The sequence below is a fragment of the Salmonella bongori NCTC 12419 genome (genome assembly GCF_000252995.1).
Lineage (GTDB): Bacteria > Pseudomonadota > Gammaproteobacteria > Enterobacterales > Enterobacteriaceae > Salmonella > Salmonella bongori.
Genome location: NC_015761.1, coordinates 2,194,859 through 2,217,260, shown reverse-complemented (window position 1 = coordinate 2,217,260; position 22,402 = coordinate 2,194,859). Strand labels below are relative to the sequence as shown.

Below are 22,402 nucleotides of genomic sequence, written 5' to 3'. Positions count from 1 at the left end.
TTATACCGCCTTAGCAGGATCAAAGGCGTCGCGTACCGCTTCGCCAATAAAAATCAGCAGCGATAACAGAATGGCGACGGACAGAAAGGCAGTAATTCCCAGCCAGGGCGCCTGTAAATTATTTTTCCCCTGTAAGAGCAGTTCACCAAGAGAAGGAGAGCCAAGCGGCAGGCCAAAACCCAGGAAATCCAGCGATGTCAGGGTGGTGATAGAACTGCATAAAATGAACGGTAAAAATGTCAGGGTGGCGACCATCGCGTTAGGCAACATATGACGCAGGATAATGTCGCGATCGCTGACGCCAAGCGCCTGCGCGGCGCGGATATAGTCAAAATTGCGGGTACGTAAAAACTCAGCGCGTACGACGCCCACCAGACTCATCCAGCCAAACAGTACGGTAATGGCCAGCAGCCACCAGAAGTTAGGCTGTACCACGCTGGAAAGTAAAATGATCAGAAACAGGGTCGGCATCCCCGACCAGACTTCGATGAGACGTTGCCCCCATAAATCGACTTTGCCGCCATAATAGCCCTGCAGTGCGCCCGCCAGCACACCCATGACGCTGGAGCAGATCGTTAACATCAGGCCGAATAAAATAGAAATACGGGTGCCGTACAGAATACGGGCGAAAACGTCGCCGCCATTTGCATCGGTGCCCAGCCAGTTGCTCGCCGAAGGCGGAGAGGGGAAGGGTTGCGTGGTGGAAAAGTTAATGGTATTAGCGCCAAAACGAACAGGCGCCCACAATACCCACCCCCGATTCTCAAGCTGCTGTTGTAGCCAGGGATCCTTATAATCTGCTTTTGTCGCCAGCGGGCCGCCGAAGTCACGTTCACTGTAATTTTTCACCAGTGGAAAATACCACTGACCTTCATAGCGCACCAGTAACGGTTTATCGTTAGCAATCAGTTCCGCGCACAAGCTCAGGCTGAACACGGCCAGGAAAATCCATAGCGACCAGTAGCCCCGGCGATGATGGCGGAAACGCGCCCAGCGGGCCTGATTGACCGGGCTTAATCGCGGCATTATCGTCCCTCAAAATCAATGCGTGGATCGACCAGCGTATAGCTGATATCGCTCAGGATATTCAGTAATAAGCCAATCAGGGTAAAGATATAAAGCGTACCAAACATCACCGGATAGTCGCGCGATACGGTGGCCTCGTAGCCCAGGAGCCCCAGTCCGTTAAGTGAAAACATCACTTCAATCAGCAGCGAACCGGTGAAAAACATGCTGATAAAGGTGGCGGGAAAACCGGCGATAACCAGCAGCATGGCGTTACGAAAAATGTGTTTCCAGAGAATGTTCTTTTCGCTAACACCTTTGGCGCGTGCGGTAACGACATACTGTTTACGTACTTCATCCAGAAACGCATTTTTCGTCAGCATTGTCAGGGCGGCAAAACCGCCAATGACGGTCGCCAGCACCGGTAGCGTAATATGCCATAAATAGTCGGTGATTTTCTGGTACCACGGTAATGTATCGAAGTTGGCGGACACCAGACCGCGCAGCGGGAAGATATCGTAGTAGCTGCCGCCGGCAAAAAAGACGATTAATAAAATAGCGAACAGGAAGGCAGGGATCGCATAACCGATAATGATAAACGCGCTGCTCCATACATCAAAGTGGCTACCGTTATGGACGGCTTTGCGAATCCCCAGCGGGATTGACACCAGATAAATAATCAGCGTACTCCATAAACCTAAGGTAACGGAGACGGGAAGACTATCTTTGATAAGCGTTAGCACGGACGCGCTGCGAAACAGACTGTCGCCGAAGTCAAAAGAGAGATAGTCCCGTAGCATCTTGAAATAACGCTCATGCAGCGGTTTGTCGAAGCCGTAGCGATGGGTGATCTCCGCGATCACCTCCGGATCAAGCCCGCGACCGCCGCGGTAATGGCTGTCGCTGATATTGCCGACGCCGGTTTGCGCATGGCTGGCGCGAACGCCTTCGCCGCCAGCGCCTGGCAACGCGCTGCCCTGACCAAATTCAATCGCGGCAATCGCCTGATCGACAGGGCCGCCGGGAGCGATCTGCACGATAAAAAAGTTAATGGTAATAATGGCCCATAGCGTAGGGATCACCAGTAACAGACGGCGAATAAGATAGGCGCCCATTGATTCTCGCTACCTCCTGGCTGCTGGCAGTTTGGCGGCTTTGTTAACATCATACCACCAGGTATCTAACCCGAGGGTATATACCGGACGAATCGCCGGATGGGAGAATTTATCCCACCAGGCGAGCCTGTCTTGCGCCATATACCACATCGGCAGCATGTAATAGTTCCAGGTCAGTACGCGATCCAGCGCCCGCCCCAGCGGTACCAGTTTCGCTTTATCACCCTGCGCCGCGATAATTTGCGCGATCAGTTTATCAACCACCGGGCTTTGTACGCCGGGAGCGTTATAACTGGAGTTAATGTATTCCGACGCCCATGAGATTTGTAGATCGGAACTGGGCCAGGGCATTGCTCGCCATAATCGTGGCATCATGTCATAGTCGCGGCTACGCATCCGATTGGTGAGCTGAGAATTATCAACCTGGCGGATAGTCATCGTAATGCCCAGACGCTGAAGATTGTGCTGGAAGGGCAGAACCCACTGACTGTTGCTGCTGGCGGGAAGGAGAAGTTCAAACGTCAGGGGCTTACCGGTAACGCGATTGACCCGTTGCTGTCCGTTGATCACCCATCCGGCCTGTGTTAGCAAAGCGTCCGCTTTGAGAAGATTTTCACGATCGTAACCGTCGCCGTTAGATACCGGCGGTTGATAGATTTGAGTGAAGACTTCAGGAGGAAGATCTTTTTTCATCGGCGCGAGTAACACCAGTTCGTCGGCGTCAGGGTAGTTTCTGGCGGCATACTCGGTGTTCTGGAAGTAGCTGTTGGTTCGACTCCAGGCATTGTAGAACAGCGCCTTATTCATCCACTCAAAATCGAAAGCCAGGGTGACGGCTTCACGTACGCGACGGTCTTTAAACACCGGGCGCTGAATGTTAAATGCCAGCCAGCGCGTGTCCTGCGCCGACTCGTTTTTCTGCTCTTCTTTAATGATGTAATGGTTGTCGAAGTTTTTACCGATATAGCGTGTCGCCCAGTTTTTGGCATCGTTTTCCAGACGGAGATCAAATGCGCCAGCTTTAAACGCTTCAAAGGCGACGTTGTCATCAAGATAGTAATCGTAACGGATAGTGTCGAAGTTAAAGCGCCCACGATTGACCGGCAGATTAGCCGCCCAGTAGTTTTTAACGCGTGAATAAACGATGTACTGACCCATTTTCCACTGGGTAATCCGGTATGGCCCACTGGCTAAGGGGGGCGTCGAAAGTGGATCGCTGAGTTTGTGATATTTCCAGAACTTTTCCGGCATAATCGGTAATGTAAACAGACTAAGCATATCCTCTTTCCCGGGTTTCGCCAGCTCGATTCTTACGGTTAAAGGTGCAATCGCCTTCACGGTGGTGCCTTTATAGACCAGGCGAAATTGCGGGACGCCTTCTGTCATAAACTTATGAAAAGTAAAGGCGACATCGCGGGCGGTAATGGGCGTGCCATCGTGAAAACGGGCGCGGGGATTAATCGTAATTTCCACCCAGGAATAGTCGGCGGCATAGCGGGCATGATCGGCAATCAGCGGGTAATAACTGCCGGGTTCATCATCGGAGGTGGTAAAAAGCGTATCGTAGAGGGCTTCAGTACGTACGCCGGGATTACCGCGTAGCGAGTAGCGATTGAAATTATCGAACGTGCCAATGGCGGAAAGCGTTATTTGGCCACCTTTTGGCGCGGCAGGATCCACATAATCGAAGCTTTCGAAATTGAAAGCATACTTAGGCTCGCCGAGTACGGCAAAAGCGTCGCTTTCTTTAATTTCCTGCGCCTGGGCGCCAGCGCTAACCAGTGCGACAAGCAGAAGCAGTACGCGCGCAATCATCTTGGAGGCCGTTTCCTTATCGTATCGTCTGCTGCAAACCGGCAGGCGTCTCGCTGAATAATAAGTGACGTTGCGTCTGATGTGAATCCATTAAACCCGTCAGGTTGTTACCATTCAGGCACAGAAGGCGCCGACATCCACAAAACGAAATCTTTCAGCGGAAGAGGGCGACTAATCCAGTACCCCTGTAAGTAATTAACACCACGCTCGCGTAGCCAGCGAGCCTGTTCCGGCGTTTCTACCCCTTCGGCTACCGTTAGCATATTCAGGCGGTGAGAAAGAGTCAGTACAGCATCCAGAACCGGCGACGTGACGGTTTCAGTGCCGATCGCCTGGATAAAGCCGCGATCAATTTTCAGATAATCTAAAGTAAATCGTTCCAGATAGATCAGAGCGCTATGGCCTGTACCGAAATCATCCACGGCAATCTCAAATCCGGCGCAATGCAGCCATTCGAACAGTTTTACCGCTTCCTGTTGATGAAGCATATCGCGTTCAGTGATTTCCAGCACGATATGAAAGTGGTGCGCGGGCAGAGCGTTCCTCAGCCGATGAATATCTTCTTTAAAACTGTCGCTGTGCAGATGCTCTGGCGCGATGTTAATACCAAATTTAGCGCCGACGGGCATCACCTCCTGTAGGGTGGGGGCGTCGCGGGCGATCAGCTCGAACAGATGCTGTGTTAACGGTACGATAAGCTGCTGCGCTTCGGCATAGTGGATAAAAGCATCCGGCGGAATCTCTCCGGCGGTAGGGTGACGCCAGCGCAGTAACACTTCAAGCCCGGTGACGCTCAGCGTGCGGGTATCGACGACGGGCTGATAAACGACATAAAACTGCTCATGCTTAATGGCCGTCAGAATCTCTTTGCCTGGCCGCGTACGGACAGCATAGATGAAGTAACAGATTAATCCCGCCACGATGCCGCTGATGCAGCCCAGCATCAGCGCATACCACAAATCATTGTAGGTCCAGCTATCAGCATAAAGCTGTAGTTTTAGCGGTAGGCCACTAATAATCGCCTGGCGTGATGGCGCGTCGGGCAGTTCCGCGACGGTCAGCAGGCGTGAAGAAAAGGTCGATAACACGGTATTGCCGACAATCAGCGCGATACCGTTAAAATCTTCCTGGCGAGTGGTATAGAGTAAGTAGGGCGTCAGGTTAATATTCAGCGATGTAAATACGCCGCTATCCTTTAATAATGGGTTGCGATACCAAATCACCATTGCCGGTTTGTTGGGCATCATTGGCGTGCCGGACAGGATGGCCATATCAATGTCTCTGCGAATATCGATATCCGGCACCAGTTGCTGAAGCGGCATATTCATAGCGCCAGTGGCAGAAGAGCAGAAGACTTTTTTATCTTTAATCAGTAAGAAGGCGCGGACATTGAGGCTAAATGCGGCTCTTGAAGTGAGCTCCGCGCCGACCTGCTGACAGCTATTGATTGTCAACGGTTGAAGGAGATCGGTGGTGGCTTTCAGGTCAGCGAAGTAACTGCCCAGATAATGTTGTACATCAGAGAGCAGTGTATCGTACTTAACATCCCGCTTATGCCACGACAGGAAAAATTGCAGACTACCAATGAGTATTGCCGTCGCCATTCCCGTAATAATACAGGTAAGCAGGATTTTCCGACCGGAAGAGGAGTCGCGTGTAAGCATAATTCCTGGTATAACCTGAAAGGGCGGATGCCGATTAAACTGGCTGATTTATAAGACTATAGCCTGGATTACCTCGTATAGTCATGCTTTTCTGTGGTGTGCAGGAGAACGTATTGCCGCAGCGGTGGATGAGGGGCAACGACCTGAATGCCAGTGGGGCTACGCTTATCCAACCTACGCCCGTGTGTGGTAGAACGGGTAAGACGCCATGCGTCGCGTAATGATTTGGCAAAACGGATTCCGAAGAGATAATAAGCAATGCACTGCCGAAGCAGTGCTTTTTACGTCGTCTCACCAGGTAAGTCAAGGGAAGTACTACCTGACGAAAAATTAACTGCGGCTCAGAACGCGTCGCGCTTCGTTGTAGCGCTTTTTCCAGTACGGTTCGTTCATGCTGGAGATAATGACGCCGCTGCTGGTTGAGGCGTGGACAAACTGATTATTACCGATGTAAATACCGACATGTCGTCCGGTGGAGCCCGCGCGGAACAGGACCAAATCGCCCGTACGCAAATTGTTGCGTGAAACCGCTTTGCCCATTTCCTGCTGCTCATAAGTTGAGCGCGGAAGCTCTAAACCAAACTGTTCACGGAAGGTACGCTGTACAAAGCTGGAACAGTCGATACCTTTTTTGGTGCTGCCCCCCAGGCGGTAACGCACGCCTTTCCAGTCAGCATACTGATCCATAATCCGCGACTTAACGTCGAGGTTACGTACCATATTTTCAAATTCATCCTGAGAAGCTTGCAGTGAAGAGCTATCGTTATTGCCCACAGCATGCGTCTCAGAATGCACATTCTTTGCGGTATTGGTGGTTGTGCTACATGCAGAAAGCAGAACCGCAACTGCAATCGCGGGGATCCCGCGCAAGATATATCTCAAAATCGGTTGAGATTTGACCATGTTGTTTGTTTTCCCTTGAAGTCCTTAACGATAAATATCGTTATAAAAATGCCAAACGTGATGAGACTAATTACCTGTACACCTTGAGACAATTCTTTGAGCGTAAATCTGTGGCAGAACGCACAAATTTATTCGCAATGAGAATAATTTTCCGGCGAGGCAAAACGAGTTTGAGATTACCCGATCGTTGTTGTCATTGCGAGCGATTTCGCGTGATTTTTTATAAGAATTTATGATATGAAAATCGAGACATCAGGAGTGGTTAAATTAAGTACAAACTGCTCAAGAAGCAGGCAAGTTGCTCATTTCCCATGAGAATAATATGACCAAAAGATAATGGATCTGGAGAATGTCATCATAAATGACCTTCAGCGATGCATAACTATCGCTGAAGGTAATGTTAATTATATGGTTTATTTGTTTAAAACTTGTTTATTTTTACCGGGAAGGTAATTCTCAAAAAGGGCTATCATTCGGTCGCTGAGCGGCGTCATGAGCCACCAGGGGAGACCAATTAAAATAACCGTGAGCGAACCGACGACGATATCGGTGAACCAGTGAGCACCAATCATGACGCGCGGAAACGCGAAAACCACAAATATTATAAGGGCGACGATCCCCGCCGTTTTGCCGAAATAGCGCAGCATAAAGGCGGAAAATATCAGTAGCATCATACCGTGATCGCCCGGAAAACTATCTTTTGACGCGTCTTTAGTCGGCACGTGCAATAACTCGCTGACGCGATAAATATGCTCAAAAGAGAGCGTCGGGCTGGCGCGTTTAACAGGAATTAGCGCCTGACCAAGCTGGTTGAGCACCACCGCCGTTAACAGCATTACCAGCCCGATTATCACAATACGTCGTCGTCCAGGGGCATTTTCTTTTAGCCAGAAACTGAACATCAGACCGCCCATCGCCAGCAGCGAACAGCCGTCAAAGGCCCGATTATTCGTAATGGCGACCCACCACAGGAACGTGTGACTTTCGACCAATTTCTGATTAAAAAAATGGAATATACTGGAATCAATGGGAAACCAGAAACCGTGATTGACGGGAAGATACCATGACAAAAATAGCAGCAGACCGGCGGCATTAAGCAGAAGTATCAAAGGGTAGCGGGTTTTCATCGTCATTTCGCCATAGATTTAAACGGTGGCAACCTTACGCGTGCGTAGCTAAACGAAGCTTCAACAAGGCCGTCTGTAACACATTCCAGTCGGTTTCTGTGCTTGAAATTAGTTCAATCCGGCTGTCCGGTGGCGCGACACTCTGCGTTTCGATGTGCAGATCCTCGCCCTGGCGATTGATACGTACCAGCCCCTCTTTTATACGCATAACGCCTTTCACCCGCCCTACTGGCGCCAGACGCGCCCATTCGAGGAGTCCAATGGTGTCAAACACGGTATCGGCATCGAAAATCCAGCCGCAGGCCTGATGGCCCTGACCATTATTGAGGCTGCGTCGCCAGCGTTGGTGCGCGGGAAGATTGAGCGCGGCGAGCCCTTTTTTGCTGGCGTGAGCGTGAGCGTGCGCGGTGCTCGTCGGGAGCTCCGCAAGATTCTGTCGCGGCAAATCCAGAAGTTTACCGTCTATTCGCCCATGTTCGGCGCGGACCAGCAGACGATCACCGCCGTACTGCCGCCACCACTGTTGCAGCGCGGCATCGCTTTGCGCTGTGGCGCGGTCGGTTTTATTGGCGATGATGATATCCGCTGAGGCGAGCTGATCGCGGAAGTTTTCATTGGCAAGACTCTGTTCGTCCAGCAGCAGGCGGGGATCCAGAATACAGACCGTGGCGCGTAAATCAATCCACGGTTCATAAACCGGCGCAGTCAATAAATCCAGAATTTGTTTTGGATGTCCCAGTCCGGTCGGTTCAATCAACAGCCGGTCAGGCTTGCCCTGACGTAGTAATGTGTTGAGTCCAACCTGCATGGGTAATCCGTTGACGCAGCACATGCAGCCGCCGGGGATCTCTTTTAGCAAGGCGCCGCTATCGGCAAGCAGCGCGCCGTCAATACCCACTTCGCCAAATTCATTAACCAGGACGGCCCACTTTTCAGCCGGATCTTTGTGGGCTAATAAATGAAGGATAGAGGTTGTTTTCCCGCTACCGAGAAATCCGGTGATAAGATTGGTTTTGGTCACGTCAGCTCCAGGATATTGCTACAACATAACGACTTTAAATAATCCTGGCGAATAAATGCCAAAAAGAGAAGAGGCGAGTCGGCGAACTTGCCCCTCTTCCGTCTTAAACGCAGAAAATGTTAACTTTTTAACGTCTCTATTTCTCGCTCAAGGACGGCCAGCACCCTATGGATTTGTTGTATCGGCAGACCGCCGAAGCCAAACAGCATGACCGTCTCGCGGTTCTCTTTCTGCCAGATGATTTCAGACCCGTTTTCTATCTCCGTTATGGTATCGAAGCGAATACCCGCATGGAGACAGCGTTGGCGTAGTTGTGCAACGCGTGAGGGGGGCCACGGGATGCGCAATGACAGATGTAGTCCTGCGGATACGCCGCCGAGTTCACCTTCGCTAAAAAGTGCTGCCAGGCCGGTACGTAATAGCGCCTGGCGGGCGGCATACTGGCAGGCAAGCTTACTGATATGGGTATAAAACACCTGGTTTTGCATCAATTCCGCTAAAAACTGTTGTAGCAGCCACTGGCTGCCATTATTGCTCAACGCTTTCATATTTTGCAGGGCGGGAAGCAGTGCGTCCGGACAGACGAGATAGCCCAGACGTACCCCTGGCCCAAGCGTTTTAGAAAATGTGCCGGTATAGATAACGCGATCGTGATAATCCATCGCCTTTAGCGCAGGCAATGGATTATCGCTATAAGTGAAGACCGCGTCATAATCGTCTTCGATAATATAAGCGCCAACGCGTAGTGCCCAGCGTAGCAAGGCCTCTCGCCGCGCCAGAGAAAGTGTGTAGCCCAGCGGATACTGGTGTGCTGGCGTGACATAACAAAGGTGAGTGTTACATTCAGGTAATTTATCGGTACAGATCCCTTGTCGATCTACCGAGACAGGAGTAACGGCGGCGCCATAATAATTAAAAAGATACCAGGCGCCGGAATAACAAGGGGACTCCGTCACAATATGACATTTTTCTTGCCGCTGTTGTGCCTGGTGCAGAATAAAAATTTGCCCGAGAAGGGCGAGTCCCTCCTGAATACCATTGGTAATAATGATATTATCCGGCGTCGTATTTATGCCCCTGGACAAATTAAGGTAGCGAACCACTTGTTCACGCAGGGAAAACAATCCATTTGGTGAATGATATCTGGTCATTAATTGTTCTTTTTGTAGTGCCGGTACATTATTCCATTTCTGCCAGCTCGACCATGGAAATGCATTTGGGTCAGGAATACCCATACGACAATAGATCTCCTGTCCCTGCTCGCTATACACATCGCTGGCTGTGCCCGCCGGGTCTGGCACGGGCGGTGGCGGGGAACCCGCAACAGCAAGGGGGGATGGCGGGATACTGCGTAATGGGGCTGTAAATATGACTTCATAGCCAACTCCCTGTCGGCTTTTGATATATCCTGCCGCTGTCAGTTTTTCATAAGCCATCACGACCGTTATTTTCGCTACGTTTAATCGGAGCGCCAGTTCACGAATAGAGGGAAGCTTATCGCCGCAAAGTAAACCCCCCTGCTGAATAGCCTGAAAATAGTATTGAAATATTTGCAATTGTAATGGCGTGATGCTTTCCCTGTTAAGCGATAATGGCAGCATAAGAAATTCCTTATTTTGGCGATAGCCATATATTACAAATGACTCTGGACGGGTATTTTGATACGCCTCATAGAGTGAAGCGTGTTCCTATCATTCACCGTGGGTGTCTCTATTTTCATTTTTTAATATCGCTTAGCGTGCCGATATTAAAATAACGGAGGCAGATATGTCGTGGATAAAAAAAAGCGCGCTCTGGTGGGGATTTGGCGGCGCGGTAGCGATGGCGCTTGTGATAATGGGAACCTGGCAGGGCGTACACTATACCAGTACGACGGAGTTTTGTTTATCGTGCCATGCAATGCGTACTGTTGGAGAAGAATATCGCAGCAGTACGCATTTTCGTAATGCTTCTGGCGTGCGTGCTGAATGTAAGGACTGCCATATTCCCCCTGGCATTATGCCGACGCTGCTACGTAAAACTGAAGCGCTAAATGATCTCTATCACACTTTTATTTCCCCTTCGATTGATACCCCTGAAAAATTTGCCAGCAAGCGGGCGGAGTTGGCGCAGCGCGAATGGCAGCGGATGAGTGCCAGCAATTCAGCGACCTGTAAATCCTGTCATCGCTATGAGGCGATGGATCACGCCAAGCAATCTGCTAACGCGGCGGCACAAATGTCTGCTGCCATGGCGAAAAACAGCAATTGTATTGATTGCCACAAAGGCATCGCCCATCACAAACCGGATATGAGCAGTGGCTTTCGCGAGCGCTATAAGCAGTTGCTGCGTCAGGGAGAAGCTCCGACGGGTAATGATGTGCTGTATACGCTAAGTGAAAACGCGCTTACCGTCGCGCCAGGGGCACCTTTCGGGAAAGCGATGCTGTTCCCGGCCACGCCGGTGAAAGTGCTGAAAAGAGAGAAAGATTACCTTCTGGTGGAAGTGACCGGCTGGCGGGAAAGCAAAGGCCGTGGACGGGTGATCACGCAGTTCAGGGGCAAACGCGTGTTTTCCGCTGTGCTTGATGCTTCGCTGATGGATAACGTCAACGTATTACAAACGCAAGTCGATCCTGAGTCTCATCAGCAATGGCAGCAGGTAAGCGTCACCGCGTGGAGTCCCGCAACGGGATATATCAATAACATCGATCCGCTTTGGCGGTACGCCGACCAAATGCTGCAATCCACCTGTAGCGCCTGCCATAGCACGCCGCCGCCGACCCGTTATACCGCCAACGGCTGGATAGCCGGATTGAAAGCCATGTCCACCTATTACCGGCTTAGCCCGGTGGAAGAGCGCACGTTGCTGAAATATCTCCAGACCCATGCCAGCGATGTGCCCGCATCCGAGAAAAAATGAGGAGAGTTTATGGATACCCAAGAGATTAACGCGTCGCGTCGACGTTTTCTGATCGCTATGCTGGCGGTCGGCGCCGCCAGCGCGCTGGCACCGTCCCCGCTGATGAAAAAAGCATGGGCTGTCGGTGTAAACGCTGAACAATGGATTCAGTCTGGCTCGCATTTTGGCGCTTTTGAAGCAAAAGTGGTGAATGGCGAGTGGGTTGAGACCCGGCCTTTTAAACATGATAACTATCCCTGCGATATGCTTAGTGCTGTTCGGGAGGTCGTGTATAACCCTTCGCGCGTTCGCTATCCGATGGTCCGGCTTGACTGGCTGCGTCAGCGTGAAAAATCCGACCGTCGCCAGCGGGGCGATAACCGTTTTGTGCGCGTCAGTTGGGATCGGGCATTAGATCTTTTTTATGAAGAACTGGAGCGGGTACAAAAAACATACGGTTCTTCCGGGGTATTTACCGGCCTCGCTGACTGGCAAATGGTGGGAAAATATCACAAGGCTGGTGGGGCGATGGATCGGGGACTGGGGTTACATGGCAGCTATGTGACCACTATCGGCGACTACTCCGCCGCGGCGGCACAGGTTATTTTGCCGCATGTCATCGGCTCGCTGGAGGTCTATGAGCAACAAACGTCGCTGCCGCTGGTGATTGAACATAGCCAGACTATTGTGCTGTGGGGATGCGATCCGATCAAAAATTTGCAGATCGAGTTTCTGGTACCCGATCACGATGCGTTCGGCTACTGGGCGCAGATAAAAGAGGCGGTGGCGCAAGGAAAAATGCGTGTGATTAGCGTCGATCCGGTGCGCAGCAAGACGCAAAATTACCTTAACTGTGAACAGTTGTCGTTGCGCCCACAAACCGATGTCGCGCTGATGTTGGGTATAGCGCATACCCTGTATGTTGAGCATCGCTACGACATGAATTTTATTAATGATTACACTGTCGGGTTTGAGCAATTTCTGCCTTATTTACTGGGAACGACGGACAAGCAGCCGAAAGATGCGCAGTGGGCAGCGGAAATTTGCGGCCTGAGCGCGGAAAACATTCAGAACTTCGCCCGTTTGTTGGTAAAAGGACGCACTCAGTTTATGGGCGGCTGGTGTGTACAGCGGATGCACCACGGCGAGCAGTATCCATGGATGATGGTCGTGCTCGCCAGCATGGTTGGGCAAATTGGTCTGCCCGGCGGCGGCGTCGGATTTGGCTGGCACTATAATGGCGGCGGGACAGTGACCTCCACCGGACCTGTACTGTCCGGGCTTGGCAGTATCGCCAGGCCGCCAGCGGCAAAGTACAAGCCGGATTTCCGCGGCGCGTCAGAACATATTCCCACCTCGCGAATTGTCGACTGTCTGCTGGCGCTAGGTAAAAAAATCGCTTTTAACGGTGAGGCATTAACGTACCCGGATATCAAAATGGCGATTTATAGCGCGGCGAATCCTTTTCATGCGCAGCAGGATCGCAACCGCATGATTGAAGCCTGGAAGAAGCTGGAAACCGTCGTTGTGCTGGACCATCAGTGGACCGCTTCCTGTCGTTTCGCCGATATCGTATTGCCTGTCACCACACGCTTTGAACGTAACGATATTGAACAGTTTGGCACGCATTCGAATAAAGGACTGATAGCGTTGCATCAGGTGGTCAAACCGCAGTTCGAGGCGCGGCATGATTTTGATATTTTCGCCGGGTTGTGCAAACGCTTCGATCGCGAGGCGACGTATCGTGAGAATCGCGATGAAATGCAATGGATCAATGCTATTTATGATGAAGGGGTAAAAACCGGGGCGTCGCTGGGCGTTAATCTGCCGGATTTTGCCAGCTTCTGGCAGGGCGAAGGCTATATTGAATACCCGGCGGGACAGCCGTGGGTGCGTCACAGCGAGTTTCGCGAACAACCTGACCTGAACCCGCTGGGCACGCCATCGGGATTAATCGAAATCTTCAGTAAAACTATCGCCGGGTTTGGCTACGCGGACTGCCCGGGGCACCCCGTCTGGATGGAACCGTTCGAGCGTATCCACAGCAAGGCGAAATATCCGCTTCATCTGCAATCCTGCCATCCGGATAAACGGCTTCACTCGCAACTTTGCTCCAGCGAAGCGTTTCGTAAAAGCTATGCCGTCGCAGGAAGAGAGCCGCTTTATATGTGTGAGCAGGATGCCCGGGCGCGTGGGCTGAAATCCGGTGACATCGCTCGTGTTTTTAATGACCGCGGCCAGGTGCTGGCGGGGGTGGTGATAAGCCCTGATTATGCTCCCGGCGTGATTCGTATTCACGAAGGAGCATGGTACTCGCCACAGACAGGCGGTAAGGCCGGAGCGCTGTGTACTTATGGCGATCCTAATGTACTGAGCGCAGATATCGCCACATCGCAACTGGCGCAGGGGCCTTCTGCCCACACGGTTCTGGTGGAGGTGGAACGCTATCAGTCACAGGCACCGGATGTGACGGGATTCGGCGGCCCGGAAACGGTAAAAGAGGAGGGTGAAAATGCAGCATAGTTCTGTTACTTCGCCGCGTGCGGCGATATATCAGTGGTTTTCGCAATTGCTGTTTCAGGAACTGACTGAGGCACAGTTAGTTACGCTTGGCGGCCGGGAAAGCCGGGCCTGGATTGCCTCGCTTTCCACTATTCCTGGTCTGGCTTCCGACGTTAAACGATTTGAACGTAGCCTGACGCGTGTGTTGCACCGTGAGGCGAGGGAGCAGGAACTGGCTGCGGACTTCGCCTCGCTGTTTTTGCTGGCACCGCCAGTGGGTGTCTCGCCGTATGCCGGACATTATCCTCATACTACGCCGGCTCAGGAGCGGCGGCAGATGAATGCGCTACTGGTGGAACAAGCACTGGCGCCGCGAGAGAATGAAGCCTCTGATCACATTGCGATCCAACTGGCATTAATGGCGGAACAGATAAGCAGGGAAGCGTCTGTGGCGACGCAATACTATTTTTTGCAACACCATATTCTGTGTTGGGCACCGCTTTTCATGGCGAGCTGCCAGCAACGGGAAGCGGAGGGGTTTTATGTTCTGGCCGTCGCGATGATAGTGCATTTTATGCACGAGGACGCGCAGTATCTGGAATCACTGCTGATGGATAACGTGTACTGCCGAAACCACTAAAAATAGCAAAGGGACAGCCAGCGCTGTCCCTGACAGTTTGTGGCCCAGGCACTCTCGAAAAACACGAAACTTAATCTGCACGCCCCATATAGCGACGCTCTTCAATATGAATGCGAATTTTCTCACCGGCGCTCAGGTATTCGGGAACCTGAATAACCAGACCCGTACTCAGCGTCGCCGGTTTGTTACGCGCGCTGGCTGACGCCCCTTTAATACCCGGTGCTGTTTCGACGATCTCCAGATCCACAGTCTGCGGAAGCTCGAGCGCCAGCAACTGACCGTCCCAGGTCAGAACCTGCATATCCGGCATTCCACCTTCGGGCATAAACAGCAGTTCTTCTTCAATCTGATCTTTGGTGAAGGTATATGGCGTATAGTCTTCTTTATCCATGAATACATATTCGTTGCCATCGACATAGGAGAAGTCAACGCCGCGGCGGCTCAGGGTAACGGTATCAACGATATCGTCGCCTTTGAAACGTTCTTCCACTTTCAGACCGGTACGGACATCGGAGAAGCGCATTTTATACAGCGTGGCGGCGCCACGGGCGGTAGGTGACTGAATGTCGATATCTTTCACAATCAGCAATTTGCCGTTGTAGTTCAGTACCATACCCTTTTTGATTTCATTCGCTCTTGGCATCGCGGAGATCCTGTTGTAGAGATTATCTAAAATATCGCGTCAAACTACTCGCGCCGGGCCGTTCAGGCAAGTGGAATTGTCACTTTTGCTGGTGCAAAAAAAGTGATATTGTTCACCCGCTTCATCTCCGGCGTTCTGATAAGAATACGTTATGGCATGTTGCCCGGAGTGTGCTGCCCTTTCTGTTTCCAGCCTGCTCCCGTAGTACCTGCGTGCAGACCTGATCATAATGACGTCCATATTTTACGTCCGGAATGTGGTCTGGATAAATTTTTATTTTATCTCATAGAGTTATAAAAAAGGTGCGAAGATGGAGTGCCGTAGCGGTTGTGGGGCGTGCTGTATCGCGCCTTCTATTTCGTCGCCAATACCCGGAATGCCGAAGGGTAAACCGATGAATACCCGATGCGTGCAGCTCTCGGATGATAACTTGTGCCTTATTTTTGGCTCGCCGTTACGTCCGAAAGTCTGTTCCGGCCTGCAACCGGCAAGCGACATGTGCTTAACGAGCCGGGAAGAGGCGATGGTCTATTTACTGGAGCTCGAACAGCAAACTGCACCATAAACTCAGCCTCGTTTGCTAAACATGATTAGGCTCATGCTCTATCCTGAATAGTTTACAAAGCCTGTTATCAGATGCCCTCTTGTATCGGTAAATTTAGCGTAATAGCGCGACGCTCTTAGTCGGTAAGAGGTCACTATTAGAATACTGTCTTCAAAAAAACAATGAAGAGCAGTCGCTGGAACATTGCGCAGAGATAATCTCTGCGCTGAAATCTCCCGGATAGCAAAAGTAGTAGGCTCGCGAGTTAAACATCTTTAATTCGTGCCAGGCAGAACATCGTCGCGACAATCATCACCAGCGCAAACCAGAAGACCGCATGGTAATTCCAGATTTCAGCGGCAATGCCTGCCAGTGAACCAGCAATAATCCAGCCCACACGAATGGTATTAGTATACAGAGTCGTGGCAGCCCCCGCCTGACCAGGCATAAGATCCTGAAAATAGAGCATCCCAATCCCGCCGAGAATGCCGATGTAAATCGCGTTCAGCAACTGTAAGCCGAGCAATGCCGCCGGCGTGTGCGCCAACAGCATCCCGGCATAAAAACACAGCCCGGCGACAACGGCAATGCGCATCAATAGGCGTTTTCCCAGCCGTTTTGCGAAGTAGCCTGCAATTAGCATGGTGGGAATTTCCAGCCCGGCGGCAGTGCCCATCATCACGCCAGCGAGTTTTTCCGGCAGATGTAACTCATTGATGATAAACAGCGGCATATTAATGATATACAAGCTGTTAGTACCCCACATCAGCGTACAGATGACAAACAGCAACAGCGTATCGCGTCGATTGCGGCGCGGCGCCTCCAGCGAGCCGATCGCCAGTGGCGTATCTTTGCGCATTGACGGTAAAAAGAACCACACCATTGCGCCGCAGACGATAAAAGCAACCGCCGCGCTTAAATACATTACCGTAAAGCTAAAACCCATCGCCAGCGCATAAGCCAACGGTGGTCCAATGACCCAGGCTAACGACACCTGGGCGCGCAGAATTGAACTGAACATGACCGCTTCGCGTCCTGTGCGATCGGCATGTTCACGAGCGAGTGCAAACATCTGCGGGTTGGCGGTAGAGCCGAAGCTACTGAGTAGCACCCCGATAAACAGCAAAATAAAGTAGTTGCGATTCCAGGCAAAGAGTACACAGGCCAGCATACCCAGTACGCAACAGAAAACGATCAGTTTTTTACGATCGCCTTTTTTATCCGAGCGTCCCGCCAGAAACTGGCTCACGATAATGCCGATGACTGCGCTGCCGGTAAAAAAGAATCCCACCATGCCGGGGCGGGCGTGAACCTCATCCGTCAGGAAAATACTGAGTGTCGGCGTCTGTAACGCACCGGCAATGCCGGTGAGAAAAGCCACGATCAAAAAGGCGGCAGACGTCAGATCAAATGATTTCGGGGCTGCAGCGGCAGGACTGTTATGCATGTTTCTGTATCGGTGATGTGAAGAGAGGCCGGAGTGTACGCTGCCCGTCAGTAAATAAACAGATGTCTGAATCAAGATCGACACGAAAAATCAAAATAGCATTTCAGGTTGTTACAATATCAAGCTGACGGTAGCTGAAAGAGAAAAGCTGAAGCCATTTTTGCGTCAGCTATTGATTTCTCGTTGGGGAAAAAATGTGCTTCACCTCAAAAAATTATCATAAAAACGGTATCTTTTCTTGCGTGATGAAGCAGAAAGATCCAGACTTCTTGAAACGTTTCAGCGCTATCTTGTTTTTGTTACAAGCCAGATTGGCGCCTTTTTTCTCATGTTAGCTGAATCGTTTCAATTCGGCAGGAGAGGAGACTCATGTTTCAGTTATCTGTTCAGGACATTCATCCGGGCGAGCAGGCCGGAAATAAAGAAGAGGCCATTCGGCAAATTGCCGCCGCGTTAGTGCAGGCGGGGAATGTAGCGGACGGCTATGTTAACGGTATGCTGGCCCGTGAACAGCAAACCTCTACCTTTCTTGGCAATGGTATTGCTATTCCCCATGGCACAACGGATACACGCGATCAGGTGTTGAAAACTGGTGTACAGGTTTTTCAATTCCCGCAGGGCATTACCTGGGGAGAAGATCAGGTAGCCTATGTGGCAATCGGTATTGCCGCCAGCTCAGACGAACACCTCGGTCTGCTGCGTCAGCTGACGCATGTATTGAGCGATGATTCCGTGGCTGAACAGTTGAAATCCGCAACAACGGCGGAAGAGTTGCGGGCGCTGCTGATGGGGGAAAAGCAGAGCGAACAGTTAAAACTCGATAACGAGACGATGACGCTGGATGTCAGCGCCAGTTCGCTGGTCACCCTACAGGCGCTGAATGCGGCGCGTCTGAAGGAGACGGGAGCTGTTGACGCGGCGTTCGTCGCAAAAACGATTAACGAGCGCCCGATGAATCTGGGGCAGGGGATCTGGCTGAACGACAGCGCAGAGGGCAATCTGCGCAGCGCTGTCGCGGTAAGTCGTGCGTCTCAGGCATTTGATGCCGAGGGCGAAAAAGCGGCGCTATTGGTGACCGTCGCGATGAAAGACGACCAACCCATTGCTGTGCTGAAGCGTCTCGGCGATTTGTTGCTGAACAATAAAGCGGACCGCTTGCTGAACGCGGACGCCGCCACTCTGCTGGCGCTGCTGACCAGTGATGATGCGTTGACCGATGATGTACTGAGCGCGGAGTTTGTGGTGCGCAATGAGCATGGTCTTCATGCCCGTCCGGGCACCATGCTGGTGAATACGATTAAACAATTTAACAGTGAAATTACCGTGACAAACCTTGATGGAACCGGCAAACCGGCAAATGGACGTAGTCTGATGAAAGTGGTGGCGTTAGGCGTGAAGAAAGGCCATCGTCTGCGTTTTACCGCGCAGGGTGAAGATGCTGAACAAGCGCTGAAAGCGATTGGCGAAGCGATCGCCGCCGGTCTGGGGGAGGGCGCATAATGAGCAGACGTGTTGCCACTATTACCCTTAATCCGGCTTACGATTTGGTCGGGTTTTGTCCTGAAATTGAACGCGGCGAAGTGAACCTGGTGAAGACCACAGGCCTGCACGCAGCGGGCAAAGGTATCAATGTTGCTAAAGTGCTGAAAGACTTAGGTATCGACGTCACGGTCGGTGGTTTCCTTGGTAAAGATAACCAGGATGGTTTTCAGCAATTGTTCAGTGAGTTGGGTATCGCCAACCGCTTTCAGGTGGTGCAGGGGCGGACCCGCATCAACGTGAAACTGACGGAAAAAGATGGCGAAGTGACTGATTTTAACTTCTCCGGTTTTGACGTGACCCCTGCAGACTGGGAGCGGTTTGTGAACGACTCCCTGAGCTGGCTGGGGCAGTTCGATATGGTTTGCGTCAGCGGCAGCTTACCGGCTGGCGTGAGTCCGGAAGCATTCACCGACTGGATGACGCGTCTGCGCAGCCAGTGTCCATGCATTATCTTTGATAGTAGTCGTGAAGCGTTAGTGGCTGGTCTTAAAGCCGCGCCGTGGCTGGTGAAACCGAATCGCCGCGAACTGGAGATTTGGGCGGGTCGTAAGTTACCGGAAATGAAAGACGTGATTGAGGCGGCGCACGCGTTACGCGAGCAGGGGATCGCCCATGTGGTCATTTCGCTGGGAGCGGAAGGGGCGCTATGGGTAAACGCCTCCGGAGAATGGATCGCCAAACCACCGGCAGTTGACGTGGTAAGTACTGTCGGCGCGGGAGACTCGATGGTCGGCGGGCTGATTTACGGACTGCTGATGCGCGAATCCAGCGAACATACGCTGCGTCTGGCGACGGCGGTTGCCGCGCTGGCGGTCAGCCAGAGCAATGTCGGTATTACCGATCGTCCGCAGTTGGCCGCAATGATGGCGCGTGTCGACTTACAACCGTTTAACTGACAGCAGGAGAGGCATAATGAAAACGCTGCTGATAATTGACGCTAATCTCGGCCAGGCTCGCGCTTACATGGCGAAAACCCTGCTTGGAGCGGCGGCGCATAAAGCGAATCTGGAAATTATCGATAATCCGAATGATGCTGAACTGGCAATTGTACTGGGCGAATCTCTGCCGAGCGACAATGCTCTGAACGGCAAAAAGGTCTGGCTGGGCGATATTGGCCGCGCCGTTGCGCATCCGGAGCTGTTTCTGAGCGAAGCCAAAAGCCATGCGACACCCTATAGCGCGCCTACTACGGCAGTGCCTGTAGTGAGCGGTGGTCCAAAACGCGTGGTGGCGGTAACGGCATGTCCGACTGGCGTGGCGCATACCTTCATGGCGGCTGAAGCAATTGAAACCGAAGCGAAAAAACGTGGCTGGTGGGTAAAAGTGGAAACTCGCGGCTCCGTGGGGGCGGGCAATGCCATCACGCCAGAAGAGGTGGCGGAAGCCGATTTGGTGATTGTAGCGGCAGATATTGAAGTCGATCTGGCGAAGTTCGCCGGCCTTCCGATGTACCGGACCTCTACGGGTCTGGCGTTGAAAAAGACGGCGCAGGAACTGGATAAAGCCGTGGCGGAAGCAACGCCGTATCAGCCGGCAGGGAAGGCGTCGCAGACGGCGACGGAAGGGAAGAAAGAGAGCGCTGGCGCGTATCGCCATTTGTTGACAGGTGTTTCTTACATGTTGCCGATGGTGGTTGCCGGCGGGCTATGCATCGCGCTTTCCTTCGCCTTTGGTATTGAAGCATTTAAGGAGCCGGGCACGCTGGCGGCGGCGCTGATGCAGATTGGCGGCGGTTCGGCGTTTGCGCTGATGGTGCCGGTACTGGCAGGCTATATCGCTTTCTCCATTGCGGATCGCCCAGGCCTCACTCCGGGTCTGATTGGCGGTATGCTGGCGGTGAGTACCGGTTCCGGCTTTATTGGCGGGATCATTGCTGGTTTTCTTGCCGGTTATATGGCGAAGCTTATCAGCACGAAACTGAAACTGCCGCAAAGTATGGAAGCGCTGAAGCCAATTTTGATCATTCCGTTAATTTCCAGCCTGGTGGTAGGCCTGGCGATGATTTATCTGATTGGTAAACCGGTCGCCGGCATTCTGGAAGGACTGACGCACTGGCTGCAAACCATGGGAACCGCAAATGCGGTGCTGCTGGGCGCGATTCTGGGCGGAATGATGTGTACCGACATGGGTGGCCCGGTGAACAAAGCGGCATATGCGTTTGGCGTTGGTCTGCTGAGTACGCAAACTTACGCGCCGATGGCGGCGATTATGGCCGCAGGTATGGTTCCGCCGTTAGCGCTGGGGCTGGCGACAATGGTGGCGCGTCGTAAATTCGACAAGGCGCAGCAGGAAGGCGGTAAAGCGGCGCTGGTGCTGGGACTGTGCTTTATTACCGAAGGCGCAATTCCGTTTGCGGCCCGTGACCCGATGCGTGTACTGCCGTGCTGTATCGTTGGCGGCGCGTTGACCGGGGCCATTTCTATGGCGGTAGGGGCAAAATTAATGGCGCCGCATGGCGGTCTGTTTGTTCTGCTTATCCCAGGCGCAATTACGCCGGTATTGGGATACCTGCTGGCGATTGTGGCGGGTACGCTGGTAGCAGGGCTGGCTTATGCCTTTGTAAAACGTCCGGAAACGGAAGTTACGGCAAAAGCGGCATAATACAACCACACTAAAAAAGGCAGAGTACGCTCTGCCTTTTTTCTTGTCTGAAAGGGGCCGTGTCAGGCTGTCGCTTCGGCAAGTTGTTGCGCTTTTAACCACGCAATCTCTTCGGCCCAGATATCAGGATTGATGGTCTCCAGTATCAGCGGAATACCGTCAAAACGCGCATTCTGCATAATCCAGCGAAACGCTTCATGGCCGATATTACCTTCACCCAGGCTGTGATGGCGGTCAACGCGACTACCGAAGGCGCTTTTGGCATCGTTAAGGTGCATTCCGCGTAAATACTGAAAACCGACAATTTGCCCAAACTCGGCGAACGTTTTTTCACAGGCCTCCGGCGTACGCAGATCGTATCCAGCGGCGAAGGCATGGCAGGTATCAATACAGACGCCGACGCGGGACTTATCTTCTACGCCGTCGATAATGGCGGCTAATTGCTCAAACTGGAAGCCCAGATTACTACCCTGACCGGCTGTGTTTTCAATGACAGCGGTTACGCCACGGGTCTGCGAGAGGGCAATATTGATAGATTCAGCGATCCGCGCCAGGCACTCCTCCTGCGCAATTTGTGTCAGATGGCTACCCGGATGAAAATTAAGCAAGGTTAAACCAAGCTGTTCGCAGCGCTGCATTTCATCGAGGAAGGCATCGCGTGATTTTTCCAGCGCTTCGCTGACCGGATGGCCCAGATTAATCAAGTAGCTATCGTGAGGAAGAATTTGCGCTGCGGAGAAATGATACTGCTCACAGGCGGCTTTAAAATCATCAATAACTTGAGGGGTAAGGGGGGCTGCACGCCACTGACGCTGGTTTTTGGTGAAAAGTGCAAAGGCGGTGGCGCCAATTTCAGCCGCGCGGGCAGGGGCATTAGCCAGACCGCCAGCAGCGCTGACGTGCGCTCCGATATATTTCATAAAAAACTCCTGTTAAACCCGCTATATGGTTCA

General features: G+C 52.2%; 18 protein-coding genes. 7 read left to right on the top strand and 11 right to left on the bottom strand.

Features of this window, described 5'->3' with window-relative positions; all coding sequences use genetic code 11:
- The 8 genes from SBG_RS10435 to pdxR all read right to left on the bottom strand — a co-directional run bounded on the left by SBG_RS10435 (position 1) and on the right by pdxR (position 10,251).
- Entirely contained in the window at positions 1-1,026 is a 1,026-nt protein-coding gene (locus SBG_RS10435) for an ABC transporter permease (protein WP_001137745.1), read from the bottom strand.
- A complete protein-coding gene (locus tag SBG_RS10430; protein ID WP_000501628.1) occupies positions 1,026-2,120 on the bottom strand; it encodes a microcin C ABC transporter permease YejB in 1,095 nt (364 codons plus the stop codon). The genes SBG_RS10435 and SBG_RS10430 overlap by 1 nt, the downstream gene beginning before the upstream one ends.
- A 9-nt stretch (positions 2,121-2,129) precedes the next feature.
- Positions 2,130-3,935, bottom strand: a complete 1,806-nt coding sequence (locus SBG_RS10425; RefSeq protein ID WP_000561733.1) for an extracellular solute-binding protein — start codon at positions 3,933-3,935, stop codon at positions 2,130-2,132.
- A gap of 107 nt (positions 3,936-4,042) precedes the next feature.
- Positions 4,043-5,599, bottom strand: a complete 1,557-nt coding sequence (locus tag SBG_RS10420; RefSeq protein WP_000957769.1) for a cyclic di-GMP phosphodiesterase — start codon at positions 5,597-5,599, stop codon at positions 4,043-4,045.
- A 330-nt stretch (positions 5,600-5,929) separates the two neighbouring features.
- Positions 5,930-6,502 carry a bifunctional murein DD-endopeptidase/murein LD-carboxypeptidase gene (gene mepS / locus SBG_RS10415; protein WP_000241016.1) on the bottom strand — a complete coding sequence of 191 codons (573 nt, stop codon included), beginning with the start codon at positions 6,500-6,502 and terminating at the stop codon, positions 5,930-5,932.
- A gap of 413 nt (positions 6,503-6,915) precedes the next feature.
- Positions 6,916-7,635, bottom strand: coding sequence for a phosphatase PAP2 family protein (locus tag SBG_RS10410; protein ID WP_000178085.1), 720 nt, complete (start codon positions 7,633-7,635; stop codon positions 6,916-6,918).
- A 28-nt stretch (positions 7,636-7,663) separates the two neighbouring features.
- On the bottom strand, positions 7,664-8,650 hold the full coding sequence (locus tag SBG_RS10405) for a CobW family GTP-binding protein (protein ID WP_000169357.1): 987 nt from the start codon (positions 8,648-8,650) through the stop codon (positions 7,664-7,666).
- A gap of 119 nt (positions 8,651-8,769) precedes the next feature.
- The gene (gene pdxR / locus SBG_RS10400; RefSeq protein ID WP_000937176.1) at positions 8,770-10,251 is read right to left on the bottom strand and encodes a MocR-like pyridoxine biosynthesis transcription factor PdxR; all 1,482 of its coding nucleotides are present in this window, start codon (positions 10,249-10,251) and stop codon (positions 8,770-8,772) included.
- Positions 10,252-10,417: 166 nt separating this feature from the next.
- On the opposite strand from pdxR, the gene torC reads away from it, so the two are divergent.
- Genes torC through torD form a run of 3 tightly spaced genes read left to right on the top strand, consistent with a single transcriptional unit; the run spans position 10,418 to position 14,672 of the window.
- A complete protein-coding gene (gene torC / locus SBG_RS10395) occupies positions 10,418-11,551 on the top strand; it encodes a pentaheme c-type cytochrome TorC (protein ID WP_000118493.1) in 1,134 nt (377 codons plus the stop codon).
- Between the two features lie 9 nt (positions 11,552-11,560).
- Entirely contained in the window at positions 11,561-14,053 is a 2,493-nt protein-coding gene (gene torA, locus SBG_RS10390) for a trimethylamine-N-oxide reductase TorA (protein ID WP_000380891.1), read from the top strand.
- Positions 14,043-14,672: a molecular chaperone TorD gene (gene torD, locus SBG_RS10385; protein ID WP_001164840.1), complete on the top strand. Its 630-nt coding sequence runs from the start codon at positions 14,043-14,045 to the stop codon at positions 14,670-14,672. Before torA ends, torD begins: the two co-directional genes overlap by 11 nt.
- A gap of 70 nt (positions 14,673-14,742) precedes the next feature.
- On the opposite strand, the gene yeiP is transcribed toward torD, so the two are convergent.
- Positions 14,743-15,315 (bottom strand): elongation factor P-like protein YeiP, encoded by a 573-nt coding sequence (gene yeiP, locus SBG_RS10380; RefSeq protein WP_001136822.1) that lies wholly within the window; start codon positions 15,313-15,315, stop codon positions 14,743-14,745.
- Between the two features lie 310 nt (positions 15,316-15,625).
- On the opposite strand from yeiP, the gene SBG_RS10375 reads away from it, so the two are divergent.
- Positions 15,626-15,880, top strand: coding sequence for a YkgJ family cysteine cluster protein (locus tag SBG_RS10375; RefSeq protein WP_015702931.1), 255 nt, complete (start codon positions 15,626-15,628; stop codon positions 15,878-15,880).
- Positions 15,881-16,124: 244 nt separating this feature from the next.
- Here the strand turns inward: SBG_RS10375 and setB are convergent, their stop codons facing one another.
- Positions 16,125-17,306 (bottom strand): sugar efflux transporter SetB, encoded by a 1,182-nt coding sequence (setB, locus tag SBG_RS10370; protein WP_000551927.1) that lies wholly within the window; start codon positions 17,304-17,306, stop codon positions 16,125-16,127.
- 369 nt (positions 17,307-17,675) lie between these two features.
- Between setB and fruB the strand changes: the two genes are divergently transcribed.
- The 3 genes from fruB to fruA are packed head-to-tail and all read left to right on the top strand — an operon-like array spanning position 17,676 to position 21,449.
- A complete protein-coding gene (gene fruB, locus SBG_RS10365; RefSeq protein WP_000487290.1) occupies positions 17,676-18,806 on the top strand; it encodes a fused PTS fructose transporter subunit IIA/HPr protein in 1,131 nt (376 codons plus the stop codon).
- Positions 18,806-19,744, top strand: a complete 939-nt coding sequence (gene fruK, locus SBG_RS10360) for a 1-phosphofructokinase (RefSeq protein ID WP_000091251.1) — start codon at positions 18,806-18,808, stop codon at positions 19,742-19,744. Before fruB ends, fruK begins: the two co-directional genes overlap by 1 nt.
- 16 nt (positions 19,745-19,760) lie before the next feature.
- A complete protein-coding gene (fruA, locus tag SBG_RS10355) occupies positions 19,761-21,449 on the top strand; it encodes a PTS fructose transporter subunit IIBC (protein WP_000854420.1) in 1,689 nt (562 codons plus the stop codon).
- Positions 21,450-21,511: 62 nt separating this feature from the next.
- On the opposite strand, the gene nfo is transcribed toward fruA, so the two are convergent.
- Positions 21,512-22,369 (bottom strand): deoxyribonuclease IV, encoded by an 858-nt coding sequence (gene nfo / locus SBG_RS10350; RefSeq protein WP_000873903.1) that lies wholly within the window; start codon positions 22,367-22,369, stop codon positions 21,512-21,514.
- Positions 22,370-22,402 lie beyond the last annotated feature (33 nt).

What these genes read in the sequence shown, in the direction of transcription:
- SBG_RS10435 (WP_001137745.1), bottom strand. Translation starts at nt 1,026, where the DNA reads ATGCCGCGATTAAGCCCGGTCAATCAGGCCCGCTGGGCGCGTTTCCGC.
- SBG_RS10430 (WP_000501628.1), bottom strand. Translation starts at nt 2,120, where the DNA reads ATGGGCGCCTATCTTATTCGCCGTCTGTTACTGGTGATCCCTACGCTA.
- SBG_RS10425 (WP_000561733.1), bottom strand. Translation starts at nt 3,935, where the DNA reads ATGATTGCGCGCGTACTGCTTCTGCTTGTCGCACTGGTTAGCGCTGGC.
- SBG_RS10420 (WP_000957769.1), bottom strand. Translation starts at nt 5,599, where the DNA reads ATGCTTACACGCGACTCCTCTTCCGGTCGGAAAATCCTGCTTACCTGT.
- mepS (WP_000241016.1), bottom strand. Translation starts at nt 6,502, where the DNA reads ATGGTCAAATCTCAACCGATTTTGAGATATATCTTGCGCGGGATCCCC.
- SBG_RS10410 (WP_000178085.1), bottom strand. Translation starts at nt 7,635, where the DNA reads ATGACGATGAAAACCCGCTACCCTTTGATACTTCTGCTTAATGCCGCC.
- pdxR (WP_000937176.1), bottom strand. Translation starts at nt 10,251, where the DNA reads ATGCTGCCATTATCGCTTAACAGGGAAAGCATCACGCCATTACAATTG.
- torC (WP_000118493.1), top strand. Translation starts at nt 10,418, where the DNA reads ATGTCGTGGATAAAAAAAAGCGCGCTCTGGTGGGGATTTGGCGGCGCG.
- torA (WP_000380891.1), top strand. Translation starts at nt 11,561, where the DNA reads ATGGATACCCAAGAGATTAACGCGTCGCGTCGACGTTTTCTGATCGCT.
- torD (WP_001164840.1), top strand. Translation starts at nt 14,043, where the DNA reads ATGCAGCATAGTTCTGTTACTTCGCCGCGTGCGGCGATATATCAGTGG.
- yeiP (WP_001136822.1), bottom strand. Translation starts at nt 15,315, where the DNA reads ATGCCAAGAGCGAATGAAATCAAAAAGGGTATGGTACTGAACTACAAC.
- SBG_RS10375 (WP_015702931.1), top strand. Translation starts at nt 15,626, where the DNA reads ATGGAGTGCCGTAGCGGTTGTGGGGCGTGCTGTATCGCGCCTTCTATT.
- setB (WP_000551927.1), bottom strand. Translation starts at nt 17,306, where the DNA reads ATGCATAACAGTCCTGCCGCTGCAGCCCCGAAATCATTTGATCTGACG.
- fruB (WP_000487290.1), top strand. Translation starts at nt 17,676, where the DNA reads ATGTTTCAGTTATCTGTTCAGGACATTCATCCGGGCGAGCAGGCCGGA.
- fruK (WP_000091251.1), top strand. Translation starts at nt 18,806, where the DNA reads ATGAGCAGACGTGTTGCCACTATTACCCTTAATCCGGCTTACGATTTG.
- fruA (WP_000854420.1), top strand. Translation starts at nt 19,761, where the DNA reads ATGAAAACGCTGCTGATAATTGACGCTAATCTCGGCCAGGCTCGCGCT.
- nfo (WP_000873903.1), bottom strand. Translation starts at nt 22,369, where the DNA reads ATGAAATATATCGGAGCGCACGTCAGCGCTGCTGGCGGTCTGGCTAAT.